The 12,333-nt window shown below is 38.4% G+C and carries 14 protein-coding genes and 1 pseudogene; 1 reads left to right on the forward strand and 14 read right to left on the reverse strand.

What is annotated here, in order from left to right:
* Positions 1 to 9: 9 nt before the first annotated feature.
* The 11 genes and pseudogenes from D7D50_RS09085 to truB (D7D50_RS09130) form a co-directional block, all read right to left on the reverse strand.
* Positions 10 to 876 (reverse strand): phosphate ABC transporter substrate-binding protein PstS family protein, encoded by an 867-nt coding sequence (locus D7D50_RS09085; RefSeq protein WP_120702090.1) that lies wholly within the window; start codon positions 874 to 876, stop codon positions 10 to 12.
* Between the two features lie 130 nt (positions 877 to 1,006).
* Positions 1,007 to 2,311, reverse strand: coding sequence for an RsmF rRNA methyltransferase first C-terminal domain-containing protein (locus tag D7D50_RS09090; protein ID WP_120702092.1), 1,305 nt, complete (start codon positions 2,309 to 2,311; stop codon positions 1,007 to 1,009).
* Complete coding sequence (locus D7D50_RS09095; protein WP_120702094.1) at positions 2,308 to 3,081, reverse strand: inositol monophosphatase family protein; 774 nt, start codon at positions 3,079 to 3,081, stop codon at positions 2,308 to 2,310. Before D7D50_RS09095 ends, D7D50_RS09090 begins: the two co-directional genes overlap by 4 nt.
* Positions 3,071 to 3,349, reverse strand: coding sequence for a UPF0223 family protein (locus D7D50_RS09100; protein ID WP_023026658.1), 279 nt, complete (start codon positions 3,347 to 3,349; stop codon positions 3,071 to 3,073). Before D7D50_RS09100 ends, D7D50_RS09095 begins: the two co-directional genes overlap by 11 nt.
* Position 3,350: 1 nt before the next feature.
* Entirely contained in the window at positions 3,351 to 3,752 is a 402-nt protein-coding gene (locus D7D50_RS09105) for a Spx/MgsR family RNA polymerase-binding regulatory protein (protein WP_040803090.1), read from the reverse strand.
* A 127-nt stretch (positions 3,753 to 3,879) separates the two neighbouring features.
* On the reverse strand, positions 3,880 to 4,797 hold the full coding sequence (locus tag D7D50_RS09110) for a bifunctional riboflavin kinase/FAD synthetase (RefSeq protein WP_120702096.1): 918 nt from the start codon (positions 4,795 to 4,797) through the stop codon (positions 3,880 to 3,882).
* Between the two features lie 4 nt (positions 4,798 to 4,801).
* Entirely contained in the window at positions 4,802 to 5,698 is an 897-nt protein-coding gene (gene truB / locus D7D50_RS09115) for a tRNA pseudouridine(55) synthase TruB (RefSeq protein ID WP_120702098.1), read from the reverse strand.
* Between the two features lie 165 nt (positions 5,699 to 5,863).
* Positions 5,864 to 6,625 (reverse strand): hypothetical protein, encoded by a 762-nt coding sequence (locus D7D50_RS09120; protein ID WP_120702099.1) that lies wholly within the window; start codon positions 6,623 to 6,625, stop codon positions 5,864 to 5,866.
* A gap of 44 nt (positions 6,626 to 6,669) precedes the next feature.
* On the reverse strand, positions 6,670 to 6,783 hold the full coding sequence (locus D7D50_RS10365) for a DUF4176 domain-containing protein (protein ID WP_324250045.1): 114 nt from the start codon (positions 6,781 to 6,783) through the stop codon (positions 6,670 to 6,672).
* Positions 6,783 to 7,112: a hypothetical protein gene (locus D7D50_RS09125; protein ID WP_227877740.1), complete on the reverse strand. Its 330-nt coding sequence runs from the start codon at positions 7,110 to 7,112 to the stop codon at positions 6,783 to 6,785. Before D7D50_RS09125 ends, D7D50_RS10365 begins: the two co-directional genes overlap by 1 nt.
* Positions 7,048 to 7,209, reverse strand: a pseudogene (gene truB / locus D7D50_RS09130) (tRNA pseudouridine(55) synthase TruB); the annotation flags it as partial. The pseudogene truB (D7D50_RS09130) and the gene D7D50_RS09125, both read right to left, overlap by 65 nt.
* A gap of 179 nt (positions 7,210 to 7,388) precedes the next feature.
* Here truB (D7D50_RS09130) and D7D50_RS09135 point away from each other — a divergent pair.
* Positions 7,389 to 8,705 carry an FAD-containing oxidoreductase gene (locus tag D7D50_RS09135; RefSeq protein ID WP_120702103.1) on the forward strand — a complete coding sequence of 439 codons (1,317 nt, stop codon included), beginning with the start codon at positions 7,389 to 7,391 and terminating at the stop codon, positions 8,703 to 8,705.
* A gap of 43 nt (positions 8,706 to 8,748) precedes the next feature.
* Here D7D50_RS09135 and D7D50_RS09140 read toward each other — a convergent pair whose 3' ends face one another.
* Genes D7D50_RS09140 through D7D50_RS09150 form a run of 3 tightly spaced genes read right to left on the reverse strand, consistent with a single transcriptional unit; the run spans position 8,749 to position 12,330 of the window.
* Entirely contained in the window at positions 8,749 to 9,849 is a 1,101-nt protein-coding gene (locus tag D7D50_RS09140; RefSeq protein WP_120702105.1) for an AAA family ATPase, read from the reverse strand.
* Positions 9,850 to 10,650 carry a hypothetical protein gene (locus D7D50_RS09145; protein ID WP_120702107.1) on the reverse strand — a complete coding sequence of 267 codons (801 nt, stop codon included), beginning with the start codon at positions 10,648 to 10,650 and terminating at the stop codon, positions 9,850 to 9,852. It abuts the gene before it with no gap.
* 9 nt (positions 10,651 to 10,659) lie between these two features.
* Positions 10,660 to 12,330 (reverse strand): PTS sugar transporter subunit IIC, encoded by a 1,671-nt coding sequence (locus D7D50_RS09150; RefSeq protein ID WP_120702109.1) that lies wholly within the window; start codon positions 12,328 to 12,330, stop codon positions 10,660 to 10,662.
* Positions 12,331 to 12,333: the final 3 nt, after the last annotated feature.

Genomic DNA, 12,333 nt, shown 5'->3' on the forward strand with positions numbered 1-12,333 from the left:
TAATTCTTCTTATTTCTTCGTAATGTTACCGTCAAGATCACGGCTGACTTTCATATCATTGATTGGGATATAGCCCATCTTACCAACGATTTCCTGCTGGACCTCATCTGTCATCATATAATCCAAGAATTTCTTGGCCAATTTACTTGGCTCTCCCTTGGTATACATGTGTTCGTAGGACCAAATTGGCCAGTTATTATTCACCACGTTTTCCTTAGTTGGTTCATAGCCATTTAACTTCATGGTTTTGACACTATCATCCACGTAGGTAAAAGCCAAATAAGAAATGGCACCTGGAGTCTGGGAAACAATGTTTTTCACCATTCCATTGGAATCCTGTTCCTGAGCCTGTTTAGGATCTTTCCCATTCATGATGATGTCATCGAATACGGCACGGCTACCGGATCCTACTGCCCGGTTCACAATGGTAATTTCAAGATCCTCACCACCCAATTGCTTCCAGTTGGTATATTCACCAGTAAAAATCTTACGCAATTGTTCAGTTGTCAAATCGTCTACGGAAATATTCTTATTGGCAATGATGGCTGTTCCTGCTACTGCCACTTGATGGTCTACCAAGCTAGAAGCATCGATTCCATCTTTTTCCTCCGCAAAGAGGTCACTATTTCCAATATCCACAGCTCCCGATTGGACCTGAGAAAGACCTGTACCAGATCCGCCTCCTTGGACATTAACAATCTTACCGGGATGTTCTTCCACATAACGATCTACCACCCCTTCAACGAGCGGTTGTAGGGCTGTCGATCCAACAGCTGTAATCGCTTCTCCACGGTCAATCCAAGATGCACAGGCAGATAGAGAAGCTGCAAGTGCTACTGTTGCTAGCCCAAGGACTAGCTTTTTGCATTTATTCAATGTAAGTCTCCTTGAATCAAAATCAAATATCGTTTAAATGTTATCTCTAAACACTTGGTCATCTTCTAGTATTCTAGCAAGAATCACTCTATTTCCACTATAACATAGAAAGACCGCATTTCCTAATAATTTATCTAAATCTCAAGCCTTTTGGAAAGAAATTTTTTAACGTTCGTCCCGTTACTTTTGCAAAGCCCAAACCATTGCCTCCAGCCAGGACCTGATACCATCCATTTGCGTAATCTTGCACCAACTGAATGGTCTCTCCAGCCACGTACTTACTAAAGTCTGGATCCGACAAGCTGACTGATTTTTTCACTTGATCTGGTTTCAGAGCTAGGCCCAGAGCAAAGCTAGGTTCAAAGCGATTCTTCTTAAAGGTACCAAGGTGCAAGCCATTGCGAGCAATCTTGACCTTTTTCAAATCAGGAAGTCCAGATGGTAAGAGATAAAGCTGATCTCCAAAACATTGGTAGAGACCCTCCAAGTCGATAGCTAAACAGTCCTTGGCAAAAGCTTGCCACAACTTCTTCTGCTCAGCCGTTAGATTGGAACGTCCTTCCTTGAACTTCTTAACTTCAGGCTCTCCGTGATAAAGGAATTTAGCAACAAATTGCCCTTCACCCTTGAAATGATGAGGATACATACGGGCCGTTTCAGGATGTCCAATCCCTTCTACCATACCATTAATTTTTTCAATCGGTAGCAACTCTAGCTCATATTCTTCTAAAAGCCAAGAGACAATCTCTTCGTTCTCTTCCGGGGCCCAGGTACAAGTCGAATAAACTAGCTGCCCCCCTGGTGCCAGCATCTTGATAGCATCTGTTAAGATTTCTCTTTGAAGACTTGCACATTGAGCTGGATAATCTGGGTTCCAGTAGTCCATGGCATCTGGCTGCTTCCGAAACATTCCTTCACCAGAGCATGGTGCATCCAAAACAATCAGATCGAAAAAGGCTGGGAAAACCTTTGCCAAACGTTCGGCTGATTCATTGGTCACCACGACGTTACGAGCACCAAAGCGTTCGACATTCTCGACCAGAATCTTGGAGCGTCCCTTGTGAATTTCATTAGAAAAGAGGAGGCCTTGATTGCCTAAATAAGAGAGCAGGTGAGTCGTCTTTCCACCAGGGGCTGCCGCAAGATCCAAGACCTTCATACCCGGACTGGGATGCGCTACTTGAGCCACCATTTGGGCAGCTGGTTCTTGCGAGTAGACCAAACCTGTGACATGGGCAATGGATTTCCCCGATACCTTACCATAGTAACTCCAAGGCATGCCTGGAATGGGCTCATCGCCTCTAATTTGCACTGCCTTTAATGGATTGGTTCGATAGGCAGAAACGGCTGGTTCATCAAAAGTTTGAAAGAAGGCTTCAGCCTCTTCTCCAAGTAATTGGGTATACTTTTCTTTAAATCCTTGAGGAAAGGTCATGCGTTTTTTCCTTTCGTCAAAAAAGGTTGAATTTCATCTAGTTTACAAGTCGGCACCATCATAATGGGCTCCAAGGTCTCATAGTTGGGTTCTTTCCCTTCCAAGGTCAGGACCGAGTAACCTAGACACTCGCCCATAATGGCAGCAGCAGCATAATCCCAAGGCCAGATATAGCTAAAGTAGCCTAAAATACCACCAGATAGAATCTTGGTAAAGCTGATACCAGCGCTCCCATAGACTCGAATCCCCAAGCACTCTGCTCCCAGATCCGCCATGCCCCAAGCGTTGGATTTGAGCATGCCGACATTGGAAGCCACTAATAAGTCCCCAAGAGGCCGATTTTGAAATGGTTTCAGTTCTTTGTCATTGCATAAGACTCCAAAATCCTTTCCACCAAAAAAGAGATGGTCGCGCATGACATCATAGATCAAGCCAAACTGGCCAATCCCTTCTTCAAAATAGGCAACCATTACAGCAAAATCTTCTTTTTGGGTCACAAAATTATTGGTCCCATCAATGGGATCAATCACCCAGACCTTGCCGGAGTGAATAGGAGCACGAAGTTCATCTTCTTCAGCGAAAATTTGGTCTTCTGGATAAGCTTCTAATATCTTATGGACTAAGGTTGCTTGCACTTTCTGATCCATCTGAGTCACCAAATCCGTCGGATTTGTTTTGACAGTAATAGCTAGCTGGTCATGTAAGTGTTCTCTTAGATAGCTTCCTGCTTCTTTGACAATGGTCTTAGCAAATTCTAATTTATTGATCAATCGAAAACCATCCTTCCCCTTTTTCTTTCGCAACTTTGGTTGCGCGGTAAAGTGAGTAGCCACTGACCTCTTCAAATTCCTTGCCCAGACGCTTTTCTTCGCCAATACTTGGGACAACTTTCTTAAAGGCCTTATAGGCTTCTAGGTAGATGCGGGCATCTGCCTTTTGTTCATAGGCTTGTTCAACCTGATTAAAAAAAGAAAGCACCGAAGCAAGCTCTTCAGTGCTCCACGATAAATCGAGTGGGTAACTATAATTCTTATTCATATTAATGGATCTCCGCTCTTAATGTAGCAGATCTTAACTCTTCCTTACGATATCCTCGAGGGAGAAATGCACGGATTTCATCCTCATTAAAACCAATTTGCATCCGTTTTTTATCTAGAATAATTGGGCGACGCAAAAGACTAGGATTTTCCTCAATCAACTTGATCAAAGCAGAAATCGATAAATCCTCTACATCAACATTTAGCTTCTGAAAAATCTTAGAACGAGTTGAAATAATATCGTCTGTACCGTTCTCAGTTAGAGCTAAAATATTACGCAACTCCTCAGTTGTTAAAGGACTCGTCATAATATTGTGTTCCTTAAAAGGAACCTCATGTTTTTCTAACCAAGCCCGTGCCTTCCGACAGGATGTACAACTCGGAGACAAAAATAATGTAATCATGTTCTTCTCTTCTTTTTCTGGACACACTTAGCTAACTCTATTATACAAAATTATTCCGTGCTTGCATAGTGATTTTTGAATTTAGACAAAGAAAATTCTCCCCTTAAGGGAGAATTTCTAACAAAGATTATCTGGTCCATTGACGAGCCAGGATTTCGTCCTGATGCAGTTGCTCGATGAGTGCTTCTACACTATCAAATTTGACCATTTCTCGAATCTTGTCTAACCAAAAAATCCGAATCGTATGTCCATAAATATCTTTTGAAAAATCAAAGATATTGGCTTCAAAGCGAAGTTCCGTCCCATCAAAGGTCGAGTTTTTCCCTACAGAAGCCATCCCCCGGTGACGTTTCCCTAGCACCTCAACTTCGACGACATAAACACCATCTTGAGGGAGATGGGTGCGATCGATCGGCGCCAGATTGGCTGTTGGAAAACCAATGGTACGACCTCGTGCATCCCCATGGACTACAATGCCACGACTGGATAAGGGATAACCTAAAAGATCAGCTGCTTCTTTAACCTGGCCTGATGCAATCGCCTGCCGAATACGGGTTGAGCTGATTTTTTCGCCCTGGTCTAGGACAGGTGGAACGACGATGACTTGACCCTTAAAATAGGTTTCTAGATCACTAGCTACTTTCTTATCGCTACCAAAGCTATAATCAAAGCCTGCCACTAAGACACGCGCCCGAAGTGCAGTTAGGTAGGCCGCAACGAATTCTTGGGCCGTATGAGCCGCAAAATCACTGGTAAAATCGATAAGATATAGATCATCGACTCCCAGTTCTTCCATTCGTTTAAAGCGCTCCTCTGGGTTTTGGAGGTGGAGGAGTAGTTCTGGTTGGTAACGGGCAAAAGCCAGCTTTGGAGATTCTGGAAAGGTCAAAACAGCTACTCGAAGTCCTTGATCATCAGCAATGGTACGAGCTGTCCGAAAGAGCTCCTGATGTCCTCGATGGAGACCGTCAAAATAGCCCAAGACAAGAACAGTATCTGCTTGAGCTTTTATTTCTTTTTCACTAGTTACATAACAAATGTTCATAAATTTATTGTAACACACTTTCTGTCAGAAAAACCTTGCGAGGTTTGTAAAGTTCTTCCCTTTTTTCCATAATGGCTACCAATTTCCCTTGGTAAAACGCAGCTAACTCTCTGGCTTCGCTCTCAACTGGAATAAAGCGTCCCACTTGGACTTCGCCAACTTCTTCAACTGTCAGCTCTACTTTTTCCAGATCCCCGGTACCAATCTCAAGTGGATGAAGGAAGCTCAAATCTCCTTGCCCTACTTTTTCAGCTACTTCTTCTAAGGTCAGGGCATCATCCAGTGACAAACCGGCAGCACTGGTTCGGGTCAGATGAGACATATGGGCTGCATAACCCAACTTTTGACCCAATTCCACCGACAAGGTCCGGATATAGGTCCCCTTGCTGCATTTGACCCTGAAGCGAAAACGGGCTAGTCCTTCCTCGTAGCTAATCTCACCGATGCGCGTAAAGTCATAAATCGTCACCTGTCGGACAGGGCGTTCCACTACTTCTCCTGCCCGCGCATATTCATAGAGCTTACGTCCGTTGACCTTGACTGCTGAGTACATAGGCGGTATCTGCTCCATTTCTCCCACCATCTGGGCAATCATGCGGTCCACCTCTGTTGCATCTAAAGGGGCTTCCACTGGGGTCCGCTCTACGACTTCCCCACTAGCATCCTCGGTCGTTGTTGAATATCCCAGAGTGATTTCCCCCTCGTAGACCTTCCCCTCATCCTGCATGAACTCTACCATGCGAGTCGCCTTTCCCACAGCAATAGGTAAAACACCCACAACCTCCGGATCCAAGGTCCCACCATGACCGATTTTTTTAGTTCCTAAAATCTTACGTAGCTTAAAAACCGCATCATGCGAGGTCATGCCTGCTTCTTTTTTTAAGTTGATAATACCGTTCATGTCTTGCTTTCTATTTTCCTCTCTTCAGTTGTGGTCAATAAAGTTATATTAACTCGTTCCAGTATCATTTAAACCATTCTCTCATGCCTTTGATCAAGCTATTGGCACTTTTTTAAGATTTCTTTTAATGTAGCATCAATAATAAATCTATAGGTAAATACCCTACTATTCATCTCTATTTCTCCAATTCTTTATGATATTATAAATAGAATGTATCAGTAGTAATACTATAAATAAGAACCAAGAGCGTAATGATACCAAACTGATAACCACAACAAGCAAAGCTGATAAAAAATAGATGATAAACGCCTCTAATTTAGAAGGTTTTCTAGCCTCTGGAAGCATATCTAAATGTTCCTTCGTTAGAGCTGAGCGATCACTGAATTGATAAAAGTAACGATATCTTGCAGATAAAGAATCAATATCTAAAAAGTCATATCCCCTAATATAATCAACTATATAAAACATCAGTAAACTGTCAATTTCGTCAATATTTTCAGTATAGAGAGAAAAGTTTCTCTTTCCAGCAATTGCAATATTACTTGCAGCATAAACGGCAATCGGAATGCCAGCTTTTGTGACAGGTAAAATATCTCCTTTACTACCTGAACCTACACACCTCATTTCATAGTTATTTAAATTGAATTGAAAAACTCCATGCCAGTATGCTTGTTCCCATAAATGTTCAAATCTTTTTTCTTCATAATATATCAAATCCTTATTTAACCCTCTTGCGACTATTCTTTTCTTTTTAGAAATATATTCTGATTCTTTCAAGACAAGAATTTCTACATCTTTTGCATATAGACGATAACCTTCCTCTTCTTGAACGATTTCAATTCTTTCAGTCCAATGTTCATCATCAGGTAATTTTGACTCAAGGATAAATCCTTCTGAGTTTCCACGTAATTTTAATTGTATTTCCATGTTTTACCCCACTATTGATAAGCTCAATCCAAATGGTCCTAGTTTCATTTTTGCCTCTGCTTTTTAGTATCTGAACAATGATTAACAATCATGACAGGTTCCACACCTTCTCTCACTCGAACAACACTCCCAATCGGTAAAGTAGTACGTTCTGACATCAGTTTTCAACTTCTAAACATCTCTGAGCTTCCTGAACATAAAAGAGTTCTGGATTTTCATGAGCTATGCTTTCAAACAAACTACGGGCACGAGTTTCGTCTCCTTTTAACTGAGCATTAAGGGCTCCGTAATAAGAGAACATGATTCGAGCTAGCTTATTTTCAGGTTCGGTGGTGTCGAAGTAGTCGTTCACTTCTTGATTAAACACGATATCCTTTATGGCATGGGCTTGAGCAACGAGTTTTGCCTTACCGTCTTTCGCATCTGGCGCCTTGAACAACTGCAATCGGAAGAACCCCCACCACATCCGGATCCAGAGTTCCCCCATGGCCGATTTTCTTGGTTCCTAAGATTTTTCGCAGTTTAAAGACCACATCATGTGAAGTCATTCCCGCTTCTTTTTTTACATTAATAATTCCGTCCATTTGAATTACTCTTTCTAACTCATGTGTGACCATGACGGTCACCGACCCTTTATTATACCATGAAAAGGATCTCCTTGTCCCTGATTCCCCATTCCCATGAGCTCCTAAAAATCCCGTAGCAGATTTCAGACTTTTTAAAATGGGTTTGATACAATAGAAAACGAAAGAAGGTGTAACATATGTTAACGTATGATGTTATTGTTATTGGATTTGGTAAAGCTGGTAAAACACTCGCAGCGAAATTATCAAGCCAAGGGAAAAAAGTCGCTCTAATTGAAAAGAGCAAGTCTATGTATGGTGGTACTTGTATCAATATCGCTTGTATCCCAACCAAGACCTTGATTGTCGCAGCGGAAAAAGGCTTGGATTTTGAACAAGCCATGAGCGAAAAGAATGCGGTCACCACTCGTCTCAACGGCAAGAACTACGCAACTATTGCTGGAACTGGTGTAGACATTATCGATGCAACAGCTCGTTTCGTTTCCAACAAGGTCATCGAAATTCAAGCCGGTGAGGAAAAGGAAGAATTGACAGCAGAAACCATTATTATCAATACTGGTGCAGTGCCAACTATCCTTCCAATCCCGGGACTAGCTGAAAGCAAATTCGCTGTGGATTCAACCGGTATTCAACGTTTGGAAAATCTGCCAAAACGCCTGGGTGTTCTTGGCGGTGGACCAATCGGATTGGAATTTGCCCATCTCTACAATACCTTGGGTAGCCAAGTAACAGTACTGGATGCTTCTGAAGCATTCTTGCCACGGATTGAGCCAAGCATTGCAGCTCTTGCAAAAGGCTACCTTGAAGAAGATGGCATTCAATTCTTGCAAGGCGTTCATACCCAAGAAATCAAAGATGGCCAAAACAGCTTAACCGTTGTAACGGATAAGGGAGAATTTGAGTTTGATATCCTTCTCTACGCAACAGGTCGTAAGCCAAACACAGCTGGACTTGGTCTTGAAAACACAGATATCCAAGTCACTGATCGTGGGGCAATCCAAGTCAACAGCCATTTGGAAACCAACGTCCCTGGTGTCTTTGCAGTTGGGGATGTCAATGGTGGCCCTCAATTCACCTACATGTCACTCGATGATTTCCGCATCGTCTTCAACTACCTTACAGGCGATGGTAGCTACAATCTCGAAACTCGTAACAATTATGCGACAACACTCTTCATTGCTCCTCCACTTGCCCAAGTCGGCTTGACTGAGCAAGAAGCACGTGACAAAGGGCTTCCAGTTGCTGTTAAAGAATTACCAGTTGCTGCCATGCCTCGTGGCCATGTCAATGCAGACCTCCGAGGTGCTTTCAAAGCCGTGGTCAACCCAGAAACCAAAGAAATCCTTGGAGCAACTCTCTTTGGAGAAGCTGCAGGCGAACTTATCAACCTGATCACCATGGCGATGGACAACAAGATCCCTTATACTTACATCGCAAAACAGATCTTTACCCATCCAACCATGGCAGAAAACCTAAACGATCTCTTTGCGATTTAAATAGAATAAAAACTCTGGAAAAATATTTCCAGAGTTTTTTATGTTAGTCTTGATTTTCTATGAAAATATCTTCACTAGTAATTAACTGAAGAGTTTCTTTAGAAAATGACTGATATCTTGCCAATCTTTTTGCCTGATTCATTACGACAGAATCAAAAATATTTCTTGCTAATCTTCCATTTGATTTCAAATTATCCTTTTCATTAATAGACTTTTGAAAAATATCCTTCACTTTGTCTTGAGCTTCTTTAGAAATCAAATAATCATTTTCCGAACAAATATAAAGAAATATTTCTAGTAATTCCTCTACTGAATAGTCTTTAAAATGTATAAAATAGTTAAATCTAGACTTTAGTCCAGGGTTAGAGTTAAAGAATTGGTTCATTTGATCTTCATAACCTGCTACAATCACTACTAAATCACTTCTATAGTCTTCTAGTGCTTTCGTTAACTCAGTTAAACATTCTCTACCATAACTGTCGCTTTTATCGTTCTCTGTTATGCTATAAGCTTCGTCTATAAATAAAACCCCTCCTATGGCTTTTTGGATAATCCTCTTAACTTTTATAGCAGTTTGGCCTTGATATTCAGCTATTAAATCAGTTCTACTCGCTTCAATAAAATGCCCCTTACTTAAAAGACCTAGTGAACGATACATGTTCCCAACAATTCTAGCAACAGTCGTCTTGGCCGTTCCTGGATTCCCCAAAAATGCCATATGCATTGTTCTATTTGTCTTTTTTAGACCAAGGTTTTCTCTAACTTTTTGAATTTTATTAAATATTACTAGGCCTTCTATCTCTTCTTTTACATTTTCTAAGCCTATTAAAGAATTTAATTCATTCGATAATATCTCAAATGATTTTGTATTGGTTTCTTTTAATATAGCATAATTAGTATCAATAACTCTAGCACCTAAATATTTATACAAAATTTCTAATATATTAGATTGTTTATCCTTCATAGTTGGAAACATTGCATTATTTGACAAATTTCCTAAACGTTTTACAAATTCTAGCTCTGAATTTTTAACATTATCTACAATATCTTGAAGAATTATTTCAAATTCATATGTACTATTCGTTAATTCGTCAATTTTTTTCACTTCCGATTTTAACAATTTTAAATAAGTTTCACTAATCATCTACACTACCTTAAATAACAGAAATATTACTATTATCACCACAACTACTCCCAGGGTATAGAAACCATTTTTTAAAAATTTAATCTCTCTTTGACTTTTTTCTAATTTTATTTGAAAATCTTCAACCCATTGATTTAAATGATCTTTTTCTTCTTTTACTCTACGATACAAATCATCCATTTCATTTTTTAAAATACTCTGTTTTTCTTCTACTTGTACCTGTAAATCATAAAAACCATTTTCAATTTTTGCTAATTTATTTAAATCTACTTTTAAATTATCAATATCAATCTGAATTTGACTTTGCTTCTCTTCAAAATGTTCTATTTCTTCTAACTTATTATGATGGCTCTTCAAAGTATTTATTATATCTTTATTTTGTTTGAAAATATCATTTAATAAATTTTTATTACTTTCTTGATAGGACTTAGTCTCCTCTAACCCTTGTAAAGCAATATTATTAGCTTCTTTTGCTGCAAGCAAAGAGTTTGATATTCTCTGAATATATTCATCATCTAATATCTGAAATGTTTCATAAATAGTATTAAATTCCTGAATAATCTTTTTAATATGCTTGTTTTGTTCAATCATTCTATTTTGAACAGCATCAGAAAGAGCATTTAAATCCTTGCCTTTAACATCATACTCCATACCTATAAATCCTAAAAAAGGATCCTCTTGTGGTACTGTTGGTAGATTTGATTGTTTAGGAATCTTCTCGCTAAAATCTTTTAATTCCTGTTTTTTATCATTAAATTTTTCAGATTTCGCTAAAACTTGAATTTCCAATTCATCTGACATAACTTTCTCCTATAATAAATCATTTAAAATTTCTTGCATTTCTTTTAGTTCATTATGCTTTTCATCAAAGTATACTTCAGTATTTAGTAATCGTTGTTTAAAATCAATTTCAGAAATAATAAACTCTTCTTGAATATTACTCAGTAATTCCCGCAATTTTTGATGATTTTTAGTCATCTTATTAAAAATATTATTACGTTTAACAACAACATTTTCTTCTGCAACAAAAATCTGAATATCTTGAATTTGTAACAATTCGTTTTTCTTATCAGCTTGTTGCTTTTTATTCTCTTCAATTAACTTTCTTGAAATAAATTGATCAAGTCTATTAATGATAACGACAGCCAATATTCCTGTCAGTACACTTGCAAAGAACATTCCCAAAACATTTGCCAAAGTACCTAAAAACATTATTTCAAATCCCATACCTGGTATCGTTAATAAATACTTTTCAAGAATTTCTCCTAAAAACATTGCTCCTATAGCTACCAAACCAGAAGTAATAATTTTAGAGATATGAGCAATTTTAATTTCAGTAGTGTGGGACTGGTTTTCAGGATTCGATAAATAAGATATACTTTCTCTAATTGATCCAAATAATTGTTTGACCATGTTTGGAAGCCTTTTTAATTTTTGATTAATTGCTCCAATAATCTCTCCCACAATACTCCCAACAAAACTATCTACACCAACTTTGATAAAATCTTTAATCCTCTTAAAGAATGAATGAAGCGAGTTTTTCATTTGTTCCAGAAATATATTAAAAGATCGCTTTTTAGATTTGAAAAATCGAACTAAAGCATTCATTATTTCTTTTAACATTCCAAATAGTGCAGCAACAAACATAGCTTTTATAGCATCTTTCCCAGCTTTATTGGCCATTCTGACAGAGGCTTTCTTTGCAATATCCTTATTAATAACCTTCTTTGCTCTTTTCTCAGCCTTAAGCATCTTCTTTGAATCCGCTGCTAATTTATCATTTAACCTTTTTTCATTCTCAGCTTTAAGACTTTGTTTTTCTGCATCCGAAATATCCTTCTTGTCAATTTTTTTATTAGCTCTTTCAACTTGCTCTTTTAGATTTTTCTCCCTCACTTCTCTATTCTTTATATATTCACTATTGGATTTTGCTCCTTTACTTTTATTAAGAGATTCATTAGTTCCTGCCAAATTTTCTGATTTATTAGCTAAATCAGAAGTTTCAATATCTGCTATTTTTCTCCATGGGTTTTCGAAAATCTGTTTTCTTGGTACGACGTGATCTAGATTGGCTTTATCGTTAATTTTTAATGTTTTTCCAGTATATTCATCCTTTAAATTTCCAGATTTTTGCTTTACTTTCATAGCATTATTTGCATCAGTATACCTTTTATCTTTCATTATTTTAGTAGCCTCTTTTTTTGTATAACCATTAGGATACTTATCATTATACTGTTTAAGAAGCGTGTCACTTGTCATATCTAAACCAATTTGATTCGCAAATTGATCCCAGATTTCATCTAAAATAACATCTCCTAGTTTATCTGGTGAACTAATCTCTTTACATTCTAGTTCTAATTTTTCGAGATTAGAAAACTCCATTGTAAATTGCTGTTCCAATAGTTCTTCTAATTCGTCATAGTTTAAATTTTCAGAATCATATACTTCTTCAGTATTCAATACTAATAATTCATTTTCCACTGC

The organism is Streptococcus koreensis (assembly GCF_003627135.1).
Classification (GTDB): Bacteria; Bacillota; Bacilli; order Lactobacillales; family Streptococcaceae; genus Streptococcus; species Streptococcus ilei.

What these genes read in the sequence shown, in the direction of transcription:
- D7D50_RS09090 (WP_120702092.1), bottom strand. Translation starts at nt 2,311, where the DNA reads ATGACCTTTCCTCAAGGATTTAAAGAAAAGTATACCCAATTACTTGGA.
- D7D50_RS09100 (WP_023026658.1), bottom strand. Translation starts at nt 3,349, where the DNA reads ATGAATAAGAATTATAGTTACCCACTCGATTTATCGTGGAGCACTGAA.
- D7D50_RS09105 (WP_040803090.1), bottom strand. Translation starts at nt 3,752, where the DNA reads ATGATTACATTATTTTTGTCTCCGAGTTGTACATCCTGTCGGAAGGCA.
- D7D50_RS09110 (WP_120702096.1), bottom strand. Translation starts at nt 4,797, where the DNA reads ATGAACATTTGTTATGTAACTAGTGAAAAAGAAATAAAAGCTCAAGCA.
- truB (WP_120702098.1), bottom strand. Translation starts at nt 5,698, where the DNA reads ATGAACGGTATTATCAACTTAAAAAAAGAAGCAGGCATGACCTCGCAT.
- D7D50_RS09120 (WP_120702099.1), bottom strand. Translation starts at nt 6,625, where the DNA reads ATGGAAATACAATTAAAATTACGTGGAAACTCAGAAGGATTTATCCTT.
- D7D50_RS10365 (WP_324250045.1), bottom strand. Translation starts at nt 6,783, where the DNA reads ATGTCAGAACGTACTACTTTACCGATTGGGAGTGTTGTTCGAGTGAGA.
- D7D50_RS09125 (WP_227877740.1), bottom strand. Translation starts at nt 7,112, where the DNA reads ATGGGGGAACTCTGGATCCGGATGTGGTGGGGGTTCTTCCGATTGCAG.
- D7D50_RS09135 (WP_120702103.1), top strand. Translation starts at nt 7,389, where the DNA reads ATGTTAACGTATGATGTTATTGTTATTGGATTTGGTAAAGCTGGTAAA.
- D7D50_RS09140 (WP_120702105.1), bottom strand. Translation starts at nt 9,849, where the DNA reads ATGATTAGTGAAACTTATTTAAAATTGTTAAAATCGGAAGTGAAAAAA.
- D7D50_RS09145 (WP_120702107.1), bottom strand. Translation starts at nt 10,650, where the DNA reads ATGTCAGATGAATTGGAAATTCAAGTTTTAGCGAAATCTGAAAAATTT.